17 protein-coding genes are annotated in these 18839 nt (G+C 44.8%); 8 read left to right on the top strand and 9 right to left on the bottom strand.

The window, feature by feature from the left end:
- Nucleotides 1-63 precede the first annotated feature (63 nt).
- Nucleotides 64-1410, bottom strand: coding sequence for a DEAD/DEAH box helicase (locus NFHSH190041_RS13305; RefSeq protein WP_261922283.1), 1347 nt, complete (start codon nucleotides 1408-1410; stop codon nucleotides 64-66).
- Nucleotides 1411-1568: 158 nt separating this feature from the next.
- Here NFHSH190041_RS13305 and rssA point away from each other — a divergent pair, with 158 nt between their 5' ends.
- From rssA to ribA, 5 genes are all read left to right on the top strand, one after another.
- On the top strand, nucleotides 1569-2516 hold the full coding sequence (rssA, locus tag NFHSH190041_RS13300; protein WP_261922282.1) for a patatin-like phospholipase RssA: 948 nt from the start codon (nucleotides 1569-1571) through the stop codon (nucleotides 2514-2516).
- A gap of 421 nt (nucleotides 2517-2937) precedes the next feature.
- On the top strand, nucleotides 2938-5055 hold the full coding sequence (nrdD, locus tag NFHSH190041_RS13295) for an anaerobic ribonucleoside-triphosphate reductase (RefSeq protein ID WP_261922281.1): 2118 nt from the start codon (nucleotides 2938-2940) through the stop codon (nucleotides 5053-5055).
- Between the two features lie 61 nt (nucleotides 5056-5116).
- On the top strand, nucleotides 5117-5605 hold the full coding sequence (nrdG, locus tag NFHSH190041_RS13290; RefSeq protein ID WP_261922280.1) for an anaerobic ribonucleoside-triphosphate reductase-activating protein: 489 nt from the start codon (nucleotides 5117-5119) through the stop codon (nucleotides 5603-5605).
- Nucleotides 5606-5661: 56 nt separating this feature from the next.
- Entirely contained in the window at nucleotides 5662-6015 is a 354-nt protein-coding gene (locus NFHSH190041_RS13285) for a YibL family ribosome-associated protein (protein WP_261922279.1), read from the top strand.
- A 327-nt stretch (nucleotides 6016-6342) separates the two neighbouring features.
- Nucleotides 6343-6954 (top strand): GTP cyclohydrolase II, encoded by a 612-nt coding sequence (gene ribA, locus NFHSH190041_RS13280; protein WP_261922278.1) that lies wholly within the window; start codon nucleotides 6343-6345, stop codon nucleotides 6952-6954.
- Nucleotides 6955-7024: 70 nt separating this feature from the next.
- Here ribA and NFHSH190041_RS13275 read toward each other — a convergent pair whose 3' ends face one another.
- From NFHSH190041_RS13275 to NFHSH190041_RS13265, 3 genes are all read right to left on the bottom strand, one after another.
- A complete protein-coding gene (locus NFHSH190041_RS13275; RefSeq protein ID WP_261922277.1) occupies nucleotides 7025-7384 on the bottom strand; it encodes a VF530 family protein in 360 nt (119 codons plus the stop codon).
- A 102-nt stretch (nucleotides 7385-7486) separates the two neighbouring features.
- The gene (locus tag NFHSH190041_RS13270; protein ID WP_261925124.1) at nucleotides 7487-9358 is read right to left on the bottom strand and encodes a methyl-accepting chemotaxis protein; all 1872 of its coding nucleotides are present in this window, start codon (nucleotides 9356-9358) and stop codon (nucleotides 7487-7489) included.
- 819 nt (nucleotides 9359-10177) lie between these two features.
- Nucleotides 10178-11158 (bottom strand): alpha/beta fold hydrolase, encoded by a 981-nt coding sequence (locus NFHSH190041_RS13265; RefSeq protein WP_261922276.1) that lies wholly within the window; start codon nucleotides 11156-11158, stop codon nucleotides 10178-10180.
- A gap of 580 nt (nucleotides 11159-11738) precedes the next feature.
- Between NFHSH190041_RS13265 and NFHSH190041_RS13260 the strand changes: the two genes are divergently transcribed.
- Nucleotides 11739-13334: an ABC-F family ATPase gene (locus tag NFHSH190041_RS13260; protein WP_261922275.1), complete on the top strand. Its 1596-nt coding sequence runs from the start codon at nucleotides 11739-11741 to the stop codon at nucleotides 13332-13334.
- A 299-nt stretch (nucleotides 13335-13633) separates the two neighbouring features.
- Here NFHSH190041_RS13260 and NFHSH190041_RS13255 read toward each other — a convergent pair whose 3' ends face one another.
- A complete protein-coding gene (locus tag NFHSH190041_RS13255) occupies nucleotides 13634-14149 on the bottom strand; it encodes a hypothetical protein (RefSeq protein WP_261922274.1) in 516 nt (171 codons plus the stop codon).
- A 68-nt stretch (nucleotides 14150-14217) separates the two neighbouring features.
- Here NFHSH190041_RS13255 and NFHSH190041_RS13250 point away from each other — a divergent pair, with 68 nt between their 5' ends.
- Nucleotides 14218-15102: an IS1595 family transposase gene (locus NFHSH190041_RS13250; RefSeq protein WP_261925010.1), complete on the top strand. Its 885-nt coding sequence runs from the start codon at nucleotides 14218-14220 to the stop codon at nucleotides 15100-15102.
- Here the strand turns inward: NFHSH190041_RS13250 and NFHSH190041_RS13245 are convergent.
- Together NFHSH190041_RS13245 and NFHSH190041_RS13240 are read right to left on the bottom strand one after the other, a co-directional pair.
- Entirely contained in the window at nucleotides 15078-15746 is a 669-nt protein-coding gene (locus NFHSH190041_RS13245) for an HNH endonuclease (protein ID WP_261922273.1), read from the bottom strand. The genes NFHSH190041_RS13250 and NFHSH190041_RS13245 overlap by 25 nt on opposite strands.
- A gap of 97 nt (nucleotides 15747-15843) precedes the next feature.
- A complete protein-coding gene (locus NFHSH190041_RS13240) occupies nucleotides 15844-16413 on the bottom strand; it encodes a DUF4145 domain-containing protein (protein WP_261922272.1) in 570 nt (189 codons plus the stop codon).
- A gap of 418 nt (nucleotides 16414-16831) precedes the next feature.
- Between NFHSH190041_RS13240 and NFHSH190041_RS19765 the strand changes: the two genes are divergently transcribed.
- Nucleotides 16832-17002 carry a phage integrase N-terminal SAM-like domain-containing protein gene (locus NFHSH190041_RS19765; protein ID WP_410010878.1) on the top strand — a complete coding sequence of 57 codons (171 nt, stop codon included), beginning with the start codon at nucleotides 16832-16834 and terminating at the stop codon, nucleotides 17000-17002.
- A 263-nt stretch (nucleotides 17003-17265) separates the two neighbouring features.
- Here NFHSH190041_RS19765 and NFHSH190041_RS13235 read toward each other — a convergent pair whose 3' ends face one another.
- Both NFHSH190041_RS13235 and NFHSH190041_RS13230 read right to left on the bottom strand, forming a co-directional pair.
- Complete coding sequence (locus NFHSH190041_RS13235; RefSeq protein ID WP_261922271.1) at nucleotides 17266-18363, bottom strand: hypothetical protein; 1098 nt, start codon at nucleotides 18361-18363, stop codon at nucleotides 17266-17268.
- A gap of 103 nt (nucleotides 18364-18466) precedes the next feature.
- Nucleotides 18467-18802, bottom strand: coding sequence for a hypothetical protein (locus tag NFHSH190041_RS13230; protein WP_261922270.1), 336 nt, complete (start codon nucleotides 18800-18802; stop codon nucleotides 18467-18469).
- Nucleotides 18803-18839: the final 37 nt, after the last annotated feature.

Below are 18839 nucleotides of genomic sequence, written 5' to 3'. Positions count from 1 at the left end.
CAATAAGACTTTAGAGATAACGAAATCCCCAACAAGTGGGGATTTTGTATTTAGGCTGGATGGTTACTCATCATCATCCATAAAATCGACAGCTGGCTTAGGCTTTTTACGCATTGGCGCATCACCGACATCGACACCGGTAATAAAGCGTTTGTCTCGTTTTGCCGCAGGCTTGGCGGTAGGGCGTTTGCCTTGGCGTTGTTGTGGAGCGGCTTTATTGCTGTGCTTAACCGGGCTCTTTTTCTTCGGCGCATCTTTCAGGCCGCTAAATTTGGGCGCTAATCCTTCTAATGCACTGAATTCAAATGTTTTACGTAAAAACACCTGCACTTTTTTAAAGTTCACCCAGTCTTTTGGTCCTACCAAGGATATGGCATCACCTTTCGCGCCTGCGCGGCCGGTACGGCCGATACGGTGAACATATTCTTCAGCATACTTGGGCATATCAAAGTTGACGACCAAAGAGACGTTAACCAGATCCAGTCCTCGACTTGCCACATCTGTGGTGACCAGAATTTGCTGCTGACCACGGCTGAAGCTATCCATGATTTGGTTACGGGCGCTTTGTTTCAGCTCGCCGCTTAACGCTGCGGTGCTGAACCCTTGTTCGGCCAATAATGTCGCCAGCCGGTCGGTATCACCACGGGTTGCGGTGAAAATAATGACCTGTTTATGTTGCTCGGTTTGCAGCAATTGCTGCAGTATCGCCTCTTTATGAGTCAGGTTATCGCACAGGAAAATACGTTGGGTAATATCAGCGTGCTCAGTATGACTGGCTCCGATAGCAATGTGTTCCGGCTGCTTCAGCAATTGTGCCGCAATATCATTGACTTCATCATGATCCAAGGTGGCTGAGAACATCAATGTCTGGCGGCGACGATGATCAGCCGCTTCATGGATGGCTTTAAGCTGAGGGGCAAAGCCCAAATCTAACATGCGGTCAGCTTCATCAAGGATCAGCAGTTCCAGTCCGTTCAGATACAGGTGATGTTGAAACAGATGATCGGTAATACGCCCTGGCGTACCGACAATAAAGTGTGGGTCTTTGGCTAAGGCTTTGGCCTGATCATTGAAGTTTTCTCCGCCAAGAATGGACACCGCGCGGTACTGGGTGTTCGCGATCAGTAATCGCAGCTGGCTGTAGACCTGATGTGCCAGTTCTCGGGTTGGCAGCAGGATCAATACCCGGGGATCTTTTTTCGATAAGGCTTTGGTGGAAATCACTCTTTGCATAGCTGGCAGCAGAAATGCCAAGGTTTTGCCGGACCCGGTTTTGGACGATGCCATCAAGTCTCGGCCGCTCAGGGCTACCGGAATCGCCTGCTCCTGGATTGGGGTTGGGGTGCTAATACCCATATGGTTAAGGCTGGCCTGCAGACGCTTGTCCAGGGAGAAATCGGTAAATTGCAAAGGTGTACTCCTGAAAAAATTGACCCGCTATTATAGCGCGTTTTCCCCGCTGGGCTATGGCTGGACTGGGCTAAATTTACCGCTTCGGCAAGCGGCATAGTCCTTCTGCCAAGGCTGTGGTATACATGGACGTCTGATAGCAAAACGGGAGACAAACAGTGGGCACAGAGCAGAAGTTAACCATAGGTGTGGCATTAGGCAGTGGTGCTGCTAAAGGCTGGGCTCATATTGGTGTGCTTAACGGTTTGGCCCAATTGGATATTTACCCAGATAAAGTGGCGGGGTGCTCAATTGGCGCCTTGGTGGGGGCGGCTTATGCCAATGGTCATCTAGCGGAGTTAGAACAGTGGGTGACAGGTTTTTCCCATTGGGATGTGCTGGGGTTAATGGATTTGAGCTGGCGCCGCAGTGGTTTGATTGGTGGTGAGCGAGTATTTAATGCATTGGAAAGCTATATCGGGGATTTAAAAATCGAGCAAATGAACCGGCCATTTACCGCCGTGGCAACGGATCTCTACTCCGGCCAGGAAATCTGGCTGACTAAAGGGGAATTACGCCACGCGGTGCGGGCATCGTGCTCTATTCCGGGAATACTGTCACCAGTACAGCAAGGTGACCGCTGGTTAGTGGATGGGGCGGTGGTTAATCCTGTTCCGGTATCGGTGGCTAAAGCCATGGGGGTTGATGTGGTAATTGCGGTGGATTTAAGTGGCGATCGGCGCCGACGCATTCAAGCCGTTCCAGTGCAATTAGTCAGTGAGTCACCGTCCATGTCTGAGCAGGTGGAGGCCGATGCCCATAAAGCAACGGGATTTATGGATTTGCTTGCCCGGGGGCGGGAATATATTACTGGGCTAAGCGATATTTTTGGCAGTCGTTCGCGCCATGATCCCGGCATGTTAGCCGTGATGTCCCAATCCATGGATATTTTAGAGCAACGCCATAAACGGGCTCGGTTGATGGGGGATCCACCGGATGTGTGTATTGTGCCTCAAGTCGGGGATATCGGTATGATGGAATTTCATCGCGCCGCCGAAGCAATTGATGCTGGCGCTCAAGCCGTATTGCAGGCAAGACACCAAATTGAAGCTGTACTCAATCGTTAACATCGCGTCAGTGTGCTAACAATCTTCTCCTGACCACAACACCCGGTTACGCAAAACGACGTATTTTATGCCAGTAACTGGGTGCAACTAAGTGCTGACTCACTTGTGATCTCAGTCCCATTCAGTGTCAAGTTTTTTACCGCATAAATTGGCAGAAATTTGCCGGTTTTACTTTTGAATTACCTTAGCATTTCCTGCTGGACTAGCGCCGAAAATGGCCTTGGTCAAGGGGCTTGTTTTCAATTTATGGAACGGTAGACACTAATCACTCATGCTTTGTTCTGTCCCGAAAAAAACTTGATCCAGATCAAAGTATTTCTGTGACGGTTGTCGCCTAATACGCAACATCTTGTGTCAGGTTGGAATTTAAGCACTATATATAGTGTGATGTTCTGACCATAGGTTGGAGAAAATTTACACCATGCCAGTTGTGATTAAGCGGGACGGTTTCCGTACCCCATTTGACGGTACCAGGATTCGGGACGCGGTAATTGCTGCCGCAAAATCAGCAGGGATCGAAGACGTTGAGTATGCACAAATGGTGGCTGACAACGTAAGTCAGGCTGTAACACAGCGTGATGAAGTTGAGATCCACAATCTGCAGGATCTGGTGGAAAACCAGCTGATGGAAGGCCCCTATAAGCAGGTGGCTCGACACTATATCGAATATCGTCACGATCGGGATGTCCGTCGTGAAGCAAGTAGCCGTCTGAACTTGGAAATCCGTGGTTTGGTTGAGCAGAGCGATGCCTCTATCCTCAATGAAAACGCCAACAAAGATTCCAAAGTGATCCCGACTCAGCGTGATCTGTTAGCCGGTATTGTTGCCAAGCATTATGCCAAGTGCCACATTCTGCCAAAAGATGTGGTACATGCCCATGAACGGGGTGAAATCCATTATCATGATCTGGATTACTCACCTTTCTTCCCGATGTTCAACTGTATGCTGATTGATCTTGGCGGCATGTTGACTCAGGGTTTTAAGATGGGCAACGCAGAGATTGAAACGCCAAAATCCATCTCGACTGCCACCGCAGTAACCGCGCAAATTATTGCTCAGGTTGCCAGCCATATTTATGGCGGCACGACCATCAACCGTATTGATGAAGTGCTGGCACCTTTTGTGAAGAAAAGCTACGACAAGCATCTGAAAATTGGTCAGGAATGGCAGATTGCAGATGCGCAGGCTTTTGCTAAAGCACAGACAGAAAAAGAGTGTTATGACGCGTTCCAGTCACTGGAATATGAAGTCAATACGCTGCATACCGCCAATGGCCAGACGCCTTTTGTGACCTTCGGCTTTGGCCTGGGGACCAGCTGGGAATCTCGTCTGATCCAGCAATCTATGATGAAAGTGCGTATTGGCGGTCTGGGTAAGAATCGTAAAACCGCAGTATTCCCGAAACTGGTATTTGCCATTCGAGATGGCATCAACCATAAGCAAGGTGACTGCAACTATGATATCAAGCAGTTGGCGCTTGAATGTGCCACCATGCGTATGTACCCGGATATCCTGAACTATGAGCAGGTTGAGCGCGTAACCGGGTCATTCAAAACCCCAATGGGTTGCCGCAGTTTCTTGGGTACTTACGAGGAAAATGGTGAGCTGATCCATGAAGGCCGTAACAACCTTGGTGTGGTGAGCTTGAACCTGCCACGTATTGCGCTGGAAGCCAAACATGATGAAGCAGAGTTCTTCCGTATTCTGGATGAGCGTCTGGCCATGGCTCGCAAAGCGTTGGATACCCGTATTGAGCGTCTGAAAGGCGTTAAAGCTCGCGTCGCGCCAATTTTGTATATGGAAGGCGCCTGTGGTGTACGTCTACAGCCAGATGATGAAGTGTCTGAGATCTTCAAAAATGGCCGTGCCTCTATCAGCCTGGGTTATATCGGTCTGCATGAAACCATCAATGCCTTGTATGGCACTGAGACCCATGTATTTGACAGTGATGTACTGCGTGAAAAAGCGGTTGCCATTGTTGCCCGCCTGAAAGCAGCGACTGACGCATGGAAAGAAGAGACCGGCTATGGCTTTAGCTTGTACAGCACCCCAAGTGAGAGTCTGTGTAGCCGTTTTGCTAAGCTGGATGCCAAAGAATTTGGTCTGGTTGATGGCGTGACAGATAAAGGTTACTACACCAACAGTTTCCACCTGGATGTGGAAAAGCAGGTGAACCCTTATGATAAGCTGGACTTTGAACAGCCTTATCCTGAGCTGGCCAATGGCGGTTTTATCTGTTACGGCGAATACCCTAACATGCAGCACAATGTTGAAGCATTGGAAGATGTGTGGGATTACAGCTATAGCCGCGTACCTTACTACGGGACTAACACCCCAATTGATGAGTGTTATGACTGTGGTTTCACCGGTGAATTCAGCTGTACCAGCAAAGGCTTTACTTGCCCTAAGTGTGGTAACCATGAGCCAAGCCGAGTCTCTGTGACCCGCCGTGTGTGTGGTTATCTGGGCAGCCCTGATGCTCGTCCGTTCAACCACGGCAAGCAGGAAGAAGTGAAGCGCCGGGTTAAGCACCTGTAATCACTGGCTGTGGAGACAAAAAGGCGCCTAGGGCGCCTTTTTTGCCGGAGAGGAAAATAACATGAATTACCATCAGTATTATCCCATTGACGTGGTCAATGGGCCGGGTACCCGGGCAACTCTATTTGTGTCCGGCTGTGAACACCAGTGCCGTGGCTGTTATAACCAGAGCACTTGGGATCCCCGCTCAGGTCATCTGTTTGATGAGGCGATGGCGGATATTATTATCCGTGATCTCAACGATACCCGGGTTAAGCGCCGGGGACTGTCTTTGTCCGGCGGTGATCCTCTGTTTCACGGTAATCTAGATGCGATCTTGGCACTGCTTACGCGAGTGCGGGCCGAATGTCCTGGCAAAGATGTCTGGATGTGGACTGGCTACACATTAGAAAATTTGACGCCTGCTCAGCAGCAAGTGATTGCATTAGTGGATGTGCTAGTGGATGGCAAATTTGAGCAATCATTGCACGACCCTTCCCTGTATTTCCGAGGCAGCAGTAATCAGCGCATTATTGAGCTGAAAACCCTGACTGAGGATAGCGGGCAGTAATCGGCATATGCTGATATAATGGCGCGATTCGCCGTCAGGCATAAAGAGGTTTATTAATGAATTTAAAACAGGAACTGCAGCAGCTGCATGACAAGCTGGATAAGTATCGCCGCAAATTAGCGGGTGCGGAGCAGCGTGGTGATGCTGCTATTATGATGCAGTTCAAACGCGAAATTGCCGCGATTACCAAGCGGATTGACAGTATTAAAGGGCAGCAAACCCGTTTGCTCGATAAAGAAGGCTACCAATTGTCCAGCATGTTCAAACGTGAACTGACCAAAGCTGAACAAGCGGATATGGGCCAGCTGAAAAAAACTGTTAAGGGTTTAGTTGTGGTACACCCAATGACCAAACAGGGCCGTCAAATGGGGCTAGAAAAAGTCACCGGTTTTGCACCAAAAGCATTTTAATTGATTGAATAGTAATCATTAGTTTGTATTTCTGCCTGCAATTTGCAGCGTCAGTTCAAAGGGGCTTCGGCCCCTTTTTTGATCTCGTTAGCAATCGATACAATTGGGTTTATCCGTCCTGTGGTTTTGTGATAGACACACCTTGATCCCAAGGCATTTAATTCAGACTATTCCGGTCGGATTAAAAAACACATAGAATACCGGGCTTGGTCGCTGCAAAAGTGTCCCGACTGGCTCCCACTGGTTGAGGCACAGGTATTAACGTATTAATAATTCATGGATGATTGTCAGTCTCAGGGAACTGAGAGCAGTCGAAAAGGTTTATTCATGTCGATAAAACATATCGCTACTTCAAAGCTGCCTACCCCATGGGGTATCTTTGCTATGCACGGCTTTGAAGATACCGAAACCGGTAAAGAGCATGTCGCGCTGACATTTGGTGAGCTCAATGCTGATGAGCCTATGCTGGGCCGGATCCATTCTGAATGTCTGACTGGTGACGCCCTGTTCAGCCTACGCTGTGACTGTGGCTTCCAGCTACAGACAGCCATGCAGAATGTCGCCGAAGCCGGTCAGGGTTTTATTTTGTATCTGCGTCAGGAAGGCCGAGGAATTGGTCTATTAAATAAGATCCGGGCCTATGCGTTGCAAGACGATGGCGCAAATACCGTAGAAGCAAACGAGCGACTGGGGTTTGCCCCAGATATGCGCCGTTATGACATGATCCAGCCTATGCTGTCATTCCTTGGTATCAACCGGGTGCGTCTGATGACCAATAACCCTCGTAAGGTCAATGCCATGAAAGAACTGGGCATTGAAGTGGTTGAGCGGGTACCGTTGCAGGTGGGTAAAAACCGTTATAACGAAGGCTATTTGAAGACAAAATCTACCCAATTGGGGCATTTGATGTCTGAGTATCACTTTACTGATAACGAGTAATCTTGCCTAAAACGGCTTGATAAGCATAAAAAAGCACTCATTTGAGTGCTTTTTTGTCTCTGCCGTGGGGTTAGCGTGTTCCCCACACTTGCGCATTGATCTGCTTAGTTGGATCCGATGCCGTGCGCTGCGGAGTCTTGCTCGCTTGAGGGCGACGTGGCGTTTGGGAAGACGTGGCATGATGGTCATTGTCGCGTCTGGGCGGGCGAGGCTGTTTAACGCCTTTGTGGCGTAGATAAAGTTGTTCCACTTTATCTCTGGCCCATTGTTGTTTACGCAGAAACTTCAGACTGGATTTGATGCTGGGATCATGGGTAAAGCAGAGAATATTGATGCGACTGCCTAACGCTTCCCAGCCCATGGCATCAACCAGCTCGGTGAGCAGTGTTTCCAGTTTTATACCATGTAGCGGGTTATTGGCCTGAGTCATATTGGTATGCTTGCGTGATAATGTCGAATAATGGCGGCAGTATATAGCGGAAAGGCCCGGAATACGAATCCGGGCCTTTCATCTCATGAATGTTGGCGGTGGTTACAGGATAAACGCGGCAACATTATCAGTCAGTTGGTTGGCGCGCTGTTTTAAGGCATCTCCCTGTGCCAACCCGGCGGTGGCCGTGTCGGTTATTTCATTGGTGACATCCTTAATTGCGACTGTGTTTTTCGTAATTTCAGCGGTTACCTGACTTTGCTGCTCTGCTGCGGTAGCGATGTGGGCTGCCATATCGGAAATAACCCCAATCGCGGCAGTGATCTCCTCCAGCGCGGCGGTGGCGGCATCGGCATCCCGGACACTGTTATCAGCTAGGTGTTGGCTTGACTGCATCAGGGTGACTGCTTGATTGGACGTTGTCTGCAGGGTTTCTATGGTAGTTTGAATTTCTTTGGTGGATTCTTGGGTGCGATAGGACAACACCCGCACTTCATCGGCGACCACGGCAAATCCTCGTCCTTGCTCGCCAGCTCGAGCCGCTTCAATGGCAGCATTCAGTGCCAGCAGGTTGGTTTGTTCGGCAATGCCCTGAATGGTGGACAATACACCACTGATGGCTTGGGCATGACAACTGAGCTCACCTATTACTTGGGTTGCCTGCTCGACCTGTTTGGCAAGCCCTTTGGTAGAGGTACTGCTTTGTACGACCAAAGATTTGCCATGCTGACTGCTACTGGCCGATTGAACCGCTGCCGCCGCCGCTTGCTCTGCATTACGGGCGATTTCATCTGTGGCGGATGCCATTTCTGTGACTGCCGTGGCCACCATATTGACTTCCTGCTGCTGGCGCTGCAGATCCGTCACTGAGCCATGGTTGCGGCTGACGCTTAGCTCTGCATCTTGCTGCAGTTCTTGCGATAGAACGCGGATATGGCTGATAAGTTGATGTTGGCTGCCAACAAAGCGGTTAAAACTTGCGGCCAGTTTGCCCACCTCATCATCTGTATTGACTGTGAGCCTGGCGGTGAGATCGCCACTGCCATCAGCAATATTCGCCAAAGCGCTACTGATATGATCTAACGGCTTGAGTAATCGGCTGATTAACAGATAAATAGCAGGAATACTGATAAGCATAGTGATGAGTGCAATCAGCATTTGGCTCAGTAGCATTTGGTGCAGTGGTGCTTCCAAAGCGTTTTGATCGAGGATCAGAATCAGCTCCCAGTCATTATCTGGCACCTGCTCGGCCCACACTAATTTTTCACTGTTATCTTCCTCAAGATGGATGTGGAGTAAATCTTGTCGCTGCCGGATTAACTGTGGCAGTCCGGTGGAGAGGTTATCATCAATATCACTGACTGGGTGCTGGGTTCGCGCCGGATCTTTATATGCCAATACGGTACCGTCCTTATGGATTAGGATGGCGTAGCCTTTTGCCGGCAGTTTCATATTGACGATGTTATCAATGATTTTCGCAATGGATAGGTCAGCCCCGATAACCCCATTTTTAACCGGTTGCGCGATAGTGGCGACCATGGTGCCGTAGGCTGCATCAATATAGGGCTTAGTCATGATTTGGTTAGCCGCAGATTCTGCCTGCTTGTACCAGATACGCGCTCTTGGATCATAACCACTGCGGTCAATGCCTGGATTGGAATCTGTCATTTGGCCCGTATTTGTGCCGAAATAAGTAAGTTGGAATTTGCCGGATGCTTTCGCTTGTTGCAGGCTGTTGAGGGGAGCGGTATTAATTTTTTTCGCCACGGAATTCATGATATCCCGTTTAGCGGCTAACCAATTACTGATTTGGTCAACATGTTGCGTACCAAGACGCTGAAGTTGGGTAAAACTACTGTGCAATAATTGATTTTTTTGGCTGTTATAACTGAGCCAAGAAAGCAAGGTAATAACTGTGATAAGGGCGATAGTAACTGCAGATATTATTTTTTGTTTGAGTGAGAGCTTCTTTATCATATGAATTCATCTTTGAATGGCTAAAATAGTTTATGACAGGATGACATTGCGTAGGATATGAATATCCAAGAAGTATTCTGCAACTTGCTAAAACAATCTTTAGCATAATGACATAGATAAACTGTATTTCAAGCCGCGATAATATTCATGTTGCTAACAAAAAATTCATGTGACAAAAATAAAATGCCATTGAATTGTTAATTTTTCTCGTTGTTTATCTTAAATGTTAATTGTATTTAATTATTTGCTTATATTGCTGGTGGGAATTTGTATTTGACATTATGGCGTTAAAAACGCCTTCTCACGCGCCATTCAGGCAATAATGATAAAGCTATTTAAGGGTTATTTATAAATTGATAGCAGTCACATGAGTCAAGATAAACACTATAAATAAAAAAAGAATTGTTAGTTAAAAGGTGATAGCAACAAGCGGGGAAAATAATTTTATATATTCAGTTGCTTTAAATTTATCCAGCCACCCTGTTTCTAGGTGATTAATTGCCGTCTTTGCGGTGAACTTATTTTATTCCTTCATATGCTGAACTCACACAATGAACTCGAGTTATAAACCTAGGTTATAAACTTACGCTAGAAGCCATAACTTTACGATTAATAGCTTATAGGACTAAATAGCTTATAACGTTAAGCCCCTTATAACATTAAGTCCCTTTGCATCCAGATACGCTAATCGTGTGATGAATATAGTGGCGATAACCCCGGTAGTCCTTCCTTGTAACCAAAACAATAATCCCATCAATGGCTGATGGAATTATTGTTTGTACGCTTGACTCATCGCACTCTGGAGAGCGAGGTCAGTTAACGGGAATGATTGGGAAGCTGATTGACAAAATCAATAATCAGTTTGGCGATCGCCACAGGTTTTTCCTCTACGGAAAAATGGCCGGCATCAAGCAGATGGACTTCAGCTTTGGGCACATCGCGCAGATAAGCCGTCGCGCCGGGGAATATAAAGGCGGGATCGCGCTTACCCCAAACAATCAATGTCGGTGGCTGTTGTTGGCGCAGAAATGTCTGCCATTTGGGGTAAGCATCAATGTTGCTTTGGTAGTCCTGAAACAGCTGAACCTGAATATTGCGCTGCTCTGGCGTGGCAAGATGATACAGATCATGGCTCCAACTATCTGGACTCATAATCTCCTTTCTGTCTTGTACATCACGCAGGTACTGGGTATTAATCACGCCTTGTGGACCTGTAACGCGGTAAAGCTTTTGCACCATTGCCGGGCTTCTATCCTCAGCCGCACGCCGGAAAAATGCCTGTCGTTTGGCTGTCAGTCCATCCAGATAAGCATTGGCATTTTGTACTATCAGCCCTGATAAGCGCTCCGGCTGCATCATCATGAGGCGAAAACCGACGGGGGCGCCGAAATCTTGCATATAAAGAATATAGTGTTTCAACTCCAGCGCCTTTGTCATGGCGGCCATGGTTTCGGCTAACAGATCAAAACTGTAGCGGGTGGTATCGGGATTGGGTTTATCACTGTAACCCGAGCCCAGATTATCCGGGGCAATAATATGGAAATGGCCGGATAGCAACGGAATTAACTCCCGATAAGCATGGGAAGATGCCGGATATCCGTGCAGCAGTAACAGGGTTGGCCGACTGGGATCACCGGCTTCGCGGTAAAATACTTGGTAACCGTTGGCTTCAATGCTGCGGTAATAGGTTTTTTGCGGCCATTGCGCTTGCTGTGCTTGCGCTTGCGTTTTGGGGAATAGGGATAATAACAGTGTCAGGCTCATCAACAGTAGGGCTGGCAGTAATGAAATCTGCATGGCATTCACTCCCGGGTGGATGGTGGGATGCCCGTATTCGGCAATGCACTGGCGCGCATGTCTGCCTTATCTGGCAGATTGACAGAATGTTACGCCTAGATGGGAATCGGACAATGCTATATGACCGGAGCAGAGCTGAATAACTGTCAGGGGCGGTTGACCTTTCGTGATTAAATTTTGTGCGAGATAAAAGCGCTTTCATCGCGGTGAGTGGTTTGCCGCCTAGTTATGTTAAGCAATAACCGCTCAACAAAGCATAAACCGCTTTTAGCCGAACCCGTCGGGCAGTCTTTAAGGCACCTTGCTACTGCGTTATCGGCTTATCAGGTAGCGCATACTACCTATCAAAGACTCTGTCTGGTATAAAGCATTCTCAAATCGCTGCCAAAACAAACTTGACTAGACAGAAGGCAAATAAAGCTAACTTATTGAAGTGAGTTTAACGGAAACCGGGCCTAACTTGGATTGGTGGAAATCTAAATGATGGCGCTATTCAGTCAGAAAACTGATAAAAATTAAGCCTGATAATGGACTTTATGTCATAATACCCGCCATTTGTGTTCATCAACCGGTAAAAGCTTTGATTCAATCTTACAACGTTACTATGCAATTTGGCGCCAAGCCACTGTTTGAAAACATTTCTGTTAAGTTCGGCGGCGGTAACCGCTACGGTCTTATTGGTGCCAATGGCTGCGGTAAGTCCACCTTTATGAAAATCTTAAGTGGTGAACTGGAACCAACCGGTGGCAATGTGTCCTTGGACACCAATGAACGTTTGGGTAAGTTGAACCAGGATCAGTTTGCCTATGAAGAGTTCAGTGTCATCGATACTGTGATCATGGGGCACAAAGAACTGTGGGCCGTGAAGCAGGAACGTGACCGGATTTACTCTTTGCCAGAAATGAGCGAAGAAGACGGCATTAAAGTGGCTGAGCTGGAAATGGAATTTGCGGAAATGGACGGTTATACCGCCGAAAGCCGCGCCGGTGAACTGCTGCTGGGTGTTGGTATCCCGCTGGAACAGCATTTTGGCCCTATGAGCGAAGTGGCTCCAGGCTGGAAACTGCGTGTGCTGCTGGCACAGGCGCTGTTCTCTGATCCAGACGTACTGCTGCTGGACGAACCAACCAACAACTTGGACATTGATACCATTCGCTGGTTGCAAGATATGCTGAACCAGCGTAACAGCACCATGATTGTTATTTCCCACGACCGTTACTTCCTTAACTCTGTATGTACCCATATGGCGGATCTGGATTACGGTGAGCTGCGTATTTACCCAGGCAACTACGACGAGTATATGACGGCGGCGACTCAGGCCCGTGAACGTCTGCTGGCCGATAATGCCAAGAAGAAAGCACAGATTGCTGAGCTGCAGACCTTCGTATCTCGCTTCTCGGCTAACGCATCTAAAGCTAAGCAGGCCACATCTCGTGCCAAGCAGATCGACAAGATCAAACTGGATGAAATTAAAGCCTCTAGCCGGGTTAACCCATATATCCGCTTTGAGCAAGAGAAGAAGCTGTTCCGTAACGCCTTGGTGGTAGAGAACCTGACCAAAGGCTTTGATGGTGAAGCCCTGTTCAAGGACTTTAACTTAATTGCTGAAGTGGGTGAGCGGATTGCAATTTTGGGTGAAAACGGTGCCGGTAAAACGACCATGGTACGCACCCTGATCCATGAACTGCCACAGGATGAAGGGACTATCCAATGGTCTGAAAACTCCAGCATCGGTTATTACGCTCAGGATCACGCCAGTGATTTTGAAGCCGATATGACGGTATTTGACTGGATGAGCCAGTGGAAAAAAGAAGGTGATGACGAGCAGGCCGTTCGCGGTATTCTTGGTCGTATGCTGTTCGGCGCAGATGATATTAAAAAATCGGTCAAAGTACTGTCCGGTGGTGAGCAAGGTCGTATGCTGTTTGGCAAGATGATCATGCAAAAGCCAAATATTCTGGTGATGGATGAACCAACCAACCACTTGGATATGGAATCAATCGAATCGCTGAACAATGCGCTGGAAATGTACGAAGGCACCTTGTTCTTCGTCTCCCATGACCGGGCATTTGTATCGTCTCTGGCTAACCGCATTATTGAAATCACGGCTGATGGTGTGACTGATTTCAAAGGTACCTATGACGAGTTCCTGCGCAGCAAAGGGATTGAAGATTAATCCGCCGCGATTAATCTTGGCTAACTGTTGCCACTGAATATATAAGCCCGCTGATTGCGGGCTTTTTTATTGCTGTTTTTCGGGGCTTTTCATACTTGCTGTAACTCATTTCTTGGCAATAATGAGTTAGATTATTTACTTTATCTAAGTGGTCAGCTATTAAAAAGTAACGATAACACTTTGTTAAGGTTCGAGGAACGCAATACTGAAACTCCCTTATACCACCTTAAAACTAAATGTAACGTATAGTAAAATGCTAGGCGCTGCGAATCACTCTTAAATTGTTTGTTATACGCGCACTACTTCTTGCCTAGTCCTAACTGATGAATCATAAGAGGTAGAACTTCTTCGGCAACAACCGATGACAATTTGCCAATGTGTTCAGGTAAAATTTGCTCTCCTTCTTTAAGCCCTATTTCCTCAAAAGCCTTTTGTACGGCAATATCAATAACTCGTGTTCTTTCTTGCTCTGAGTGTAACTTCAAGTGCGCTGGAATTATTGATGCCATTGCGTTTTCAATAGATCCGTTAGGAATAGCTTTATAATCATAAGCATCTTTGATTTCGGTAATAGAAAGATCTAATTCAACGTCTAGGTCAACCAATTCTGTTCCAGATACAGGGTCAATTGCGTATTGGTGATTAAACGACTCACCTTGATACCCTTGACCAAGGCAACCAACAACTCTTTGAACACTAAAGTATTCTGCATAGAACGTGATTAAGCCTGTTTTCTGATCACCTCGTACTGCAACGCAGTGCAATGGAACTCCTGAAGGGCGGTTAAGGATAAGATCCCGAACATAGTAATACATGCCTATGCACCTCGGTCAGTTTGGGCGTAATATAGAACCATAAATCGCTTCTTGTGGAGGGTTTTATGATGAACATGTCAGAAATGAGCTTTATAGATTGGCAACGTCAATTTCATTCAGAAAATGCCTGTCTTGATTACCTGAAAATGCAGCGATGGCCGGATGGATTTATCTGCCCTAAATGTGGTCATCGTCAAGCCTATCAAATCCATACCCGTGAGCTTTATGAATGCTGTCAGTGCCATAAGCAAACATCCGTGACATCTGACACGCTGTTTCACGGCACGCATATCCCGCTGTCTAAATGGTTTACGGCCATTTATTTTATAGGGTCAGACAAAGGCGGAATATCAGCATTACGGCTCAAAAAGCTCATTGAAGTTAACTGGCGAACGGCAAGGTTGATACTGAAAAAATTGCGTATCGCAATGGGGCACAGAGACAGACTGTATTGGTTATCTGGCAACATAGAATTGGATGATTGCTTGGTTGGCGGCAAACAAAAAGGTAAACGTGGTCGAGGCGCGGCAGGGAAAACACCGATAATTGTGGCCGTTGAAACCCAAGGTGAACGAGCCGGCTATATTGCCATGCAGGCTGTTAACCGTATCAGCCACCAAAGTGTCGAGCAATTTGTGCAAGCGCATATTCTCCCCAATCAATATGTTCGCTCAGATGGGCTACGTGCATTGACTATCATTGATAAAACCCAGCATCACGAAGCCAGAGTGACGCCGAAAGAATTGGTTGATGAGTGGCTCCCGTGGGTACATATCGCCATTAGCAACCTGAAAACATTTATTCAGGGCACATTCCACGGAATATCCAAAAAATATGTACAGGAATACCTCAATGAGTTCATTTATCGTTTTAATCGCAGAAGAATAGAAAAACAAATTCCTATGCGGTTGTTAAATATAGCTATTTTTCATTCACCTATGAACTCATGCTGAGCAAAGTGCATAGGCATGTAGTAATAACCAAAACAAGCCTCAGCATTTTGGTCTGTCAAATACGCAATAGCGTGTTGGCAAACAGCTGTTGACTGTTTAGCGTCGCTAATAACAGCTAATGCAGACTTTACAATAGAGCGTCCAGCATCATGACCTCCAAAACTTAGGTTAAACTCCATCATTCCAGGGCTATATGTAGATTTAATTTGGGGGTTATCTAAAAATGAATCAACATTTGCATTGGGGTACTTTCGAGCAACACCTTTTAGCATTCCTTTTGCTTCTTGAACTGTTCTAGCTTGAATCGAAATGTGAACTTTGCCATCTACGATATTTTCACTATATTGAGGTTTTGGTAGAGCCATGCTTCCATCGTGCTCAAGGACAATTTCGTTGCCATCAGTCATACCAAATTTTTGACGAGGAGCATTTCCTCGTTCTCTTGAAATTCTAAAAAATAGACTCAATGGGTTTAACTGCTTTGCCAGTTCATTTTCCCATGTATCACCAGATTTGTTATTGCACGTATTACAGATGAAACCAGTGACTTTCTTTCGTCCTCCGATTGCATTGGGAATAATATGTTCTTTAGTATCATTGTCTTGTGTGATTAGTTGTCCACACAGCGCACAATTTGCAGCCATTTTATACCACCATTATTATTAATTTTCGCAAAGCGTATAACGCCAACTTAAGCTGCGCCGTATGCATCGGCTTGAAGTTTTTGTTAAGTGGCTGGACTCAGCAGCTTGAGACTCTTTGCCAGATTTCACCGATAATAACGTCAGCTTGTTCACGTGAAACATGCATGAATTTTGAGGCCTCAGCTTCTGTTACGTTGAACGAGTAATTATGAACAGCCTTGTTTCTAAGCGTTCTTAGCTCTCTAACGATTGAGTAAGTGTCAGATGAAATAATTTCTTGATTAACTAGTGATTTTAATATGCCACTTAATGCTATTACCTTCCCTTTCTTATCAGGGTGCAGCAACTTATAACTGGAAGTAATTGAATTTTCCAGAGCTATCCAAGACTCCAGAATTGCAGCTCTTGGAGATGTTTTCTTAACTTGCTCAAGATAAAAATCTTCTTCTTTATCATGTTCAATATGCTGTGATGCTTCACTCTTTACCGCATCAGATTGAACCTGTAACTTATCAAGCTTTTTGTTAAATTCAACTTCCATGTTTCCATACTTCAATCTCGATAACTGAGGAAGAATTTCAAAGATTGGTTTTTTTAGAATAAAGGCTAACGAGATTGTTGTTACCGGCCAAGCCAATATTTCAAGAATCTTTGTAAAATGTTCCATGTTACTCCAATGGATATTGAGAGCCACTTAGCAGTGTATTACCCGGACTTTTCGTTAAATCCTGAACAAAATCAAGGTTTAAAATCATAGAATGTATAAATTAATTCAATTTATACAGTAACTTACCAGCAAGAATTACCACAATCTATGGGAATATCTTCAAAACAAAGCAAAACTCGTATTACCTGAGCTACCCAATGACGTGGTATGTAAATCAGTTAATCTTTAATATTCCATTGATTCAATAAGTTATAGAAATGCTAAAAAACAAACTGAGAATGAATTCACAATTTTAGGGTTCGTTTTTTGGCATTTTTCAAACACCCCCCATTATGGCTGTATATAAATACAGTTTTTAATCATTCTTATGCCATTATCTCAATTTATCGAGTCAAGGTGTCCGCGAATTTAACCCAGAATTGAGGAGGGCGGAGTTGTAACTTACAAATGGAACAGGTTTTCCTTTATTGGATATGACAATTTATTTCCATCACAAAAGCATCCCGTAGATATGGGAAATCAAGAGATTGAGCAATTTCTTTCCAGTCTTGCTAACATCAGACATGTGAGTCGTGCCACACAAAACTAAGCTTTATGTACTTTGGTCTTTCACATTAGTTCATGTATGGCAAATATAAATTGAAGAGTAAGAATGACGCTCAGTTCGTAACTGACTCAGGGGCAAAAACGTGTTAGATTTTTTTGCTCTAAAGGAAAAACACTCAGCAAACTGAGATTGCCGAGTGTAGTAAATCATGTTGATGAAATTGTTATGCGTTTACGCCTATGTTTGAGACGATATTTTTAAAGAAAATAAAAAATTAATATTTTCCTCTTTAGCATATAAATATATTATTTAAAAGTGACCTTCATTTTCTTTCCATCAGAAATCCTTGTAAAGGTGCCTGTAAACATCTTATTTATTTTTTTAATTTGCCACTCAGCTGTATACTCCCAATCATTGTTTGCATCGTCATAATAGGCTTCTTTAAAAAATAAATTGTCTTTTGTAACGCCGTGACTTTTATGTAACTCAATTGGTAAATTATATCTATCATACCAATAAACCCACCTACCATTATGGGAATGTAAGATAGTTATCGGGTATTTATTGTCAATTTTTCCATGAAACACTTTATAATGTGTTTTAATTGATGATAATTTATATTTCTGATTAGATAAATACTTCTTTCCTTCGGCACTCAAATAAGGCTGTAATTCTTTAAAAGAGAACTTGCTAACAAAATCACCTATTTCATCAAGCGCCCTTAATGCATGATTTGAACACCGTTCATGTACTATAGTTAACATATCGTTCGAAAGGGAAAACGAAGTGCCCTCATCAACTTTGTTATAGTATTCTTTATCATCCTTCATGTTATCATAACAATACTTATACATAGAGTACTCTTCGCTAACTTCTTCAGGATCATCCTCCTTTGGTATATCTTGTATATATGGCTCAATTCTTTTTAGATTTACTGATCTTATTTTATTTTCAAGTTGCATTATCCCATTAGGAGAAAGTAAATCTATTAACGTGATCAATTGACCACTATAAGCATCAAATACAAACGTGTTGCTAAAACCCTCACAATAAGCACCGCAACCATCTCCTGAAATAGACACCTCTATATAGTTCTTATTTTCTTTTATTCCCGGTTCATAAAATTCGTAGATTCTGCTATGACTTTCTGTATTCCGAAAAGGACTTAATGACTTATTTGAAAAGTCTTTTTCTTTTAAGGGGCGATTAAAAAAACTATATTGTAAAAATATATTTATATTAGCTGCACTTTGAGGGTATTTATCAGAATAAATAAAAGGAAAGTCAGAATATGAAAAGGCCGGATTTTTTAGGTTTTTCATATTAAAATTATTTGCTGAAGCCATGAACGGGATAAATAATATAAAACTGAATTTTAACATTTTGGAAACCAGTAGTTTCATTACAACCTCTATTATGTATAACGCCGCGCTCAACCGTAGACAAAAGTGACGCTTTTGGCAGTCGGTTTCAGCGCCTTATTATGGCTGTGAGCTGACAATTACATCAACCCCATAATTGAAACTCAAGATCAAGCCTCTCAATTAGAGATGGAATGTCTTCAGTCTTTTTTACGATTAACATACAATCTTCTAGCCTGAACACGCCGGAGTATGAGCCGCCTTTACTTTCTATTGGAATATCGAGAAGTATCATTTTATCTTCGTTAACCATAAATTGAAGCGTATTATTTTCTTCGTCAATAATCCCAAAGAAATTTCTTGGCATGTGTAATACACAATCCATACTATGCAATATTTCTTCTAGGCTAGATTCTTTAGCATCATTTGATTCAAGAACTTTATCTTCACAATAATCACAGAAGAAAACGCTATATGTCATTCAATATCTCCCAGAGCGCCATAACGCTCAAATCAGC

This window comes from Shewanella sp. NFH-SH190041, assembly GCF_024363255.1.
GTDB lineage: Bacteria > Pseudomonadota > Gammaproteobacteria > Enterobacterales > Shewanellaceae > Shewanella.
Note: the sequence above shows the minus strand (reverse complement) of the source record. Positions and strands in the feature narration are given on the sequence as shown.

Excerpts from the sequence above, each read along its gene's own strand:
- nrdD (WP_261922281.1), top strand. The coding sequence starts at position 2,938 with ATGCCAGTTGTGATTAAGCGGGACGGTTTCCGTACCCCATTTGACGGT.
- nrdG (WP_261922280.1), top strand. The coding sequence starts at position 5,117 with ATGAATTACCATCAGTATTATCCCATTGACGTGGTCAATGGGCCGGGT.
- NFHSH190041_RS13285 (WP_261922279.1), top strand. The coding sequence starts at position 5,662 with ATGAATTTAAAACAGGAACTGCAGCAGCTGCATGACAAGCTGGATAAG.
- ribA (WP_261922278.1), top strand. The coding sequence starts at position 6,343 with ATGTCGATAAAACATATCGCTACTTCAAAGCTGCCTACCCCATGGGGT.
- NFHSH190041_RS13275 (WP_261922277.1), bottom strand. The coding sequence starts at position 7,384 with ATGACTCAGGCCAATAACCCGCTACATGGTATAAAACTGGAAACACTG.
- NFHSH190041_RS13265 (WP_261922276.1), bottom strand. The coding sequence starts at position 11,158 with ATGCAGATTTCATTACTGCCAGCCCTACTGTTGATGAGCCTGACACTG.
- NFHSH190041_RS13255 (WP_261922274.1), bottom strand. The coding sequence starts at position 14,149 with ATGTATTACTATGTTCGGGATCTTATCCTTAACCGCCCTTCAGGAGTT.
- NFHSH190041_RS13250 (WP_261925010.1), top strand. The coding sequence starts at position 14,218 with ATGAACATGTCAGAAATGAGCTTTATAGATTGGCAACGTCAATTTCAT.
- NFHSH190041_RS13245 (WP_261922273.1), bottom strand. The coding sequence starts at position 15,746 with ATGGCTGCAAATTGTGCGCTGTGTGGACAACTAATCACACAAGACAAT.
- NFHSH190041_RS13240 (WP_261922272.1), bottom strand. The coding sequence starts at position 16,413 with ATGGAACATTTTACAAAGATTCTTGAAATATTGGCTTGGCCGGTAACA.
- NFHSH190041_RS13235 (WP_261922271.1), bottom strand. The coding sequence starts at position 18,363 with ATGAAACTACTGGTTTCCAAAATGTTAAAATTCAGTTTTATATTATTT.
- NFHSH190041_RS13230 (WP_261922270.1), bottom strand. The coding sequence starts at position 18,802 with ATGACATATAGCGTTTTCTTCTGTGATTATTGTGAAGATAAAGTTCTT.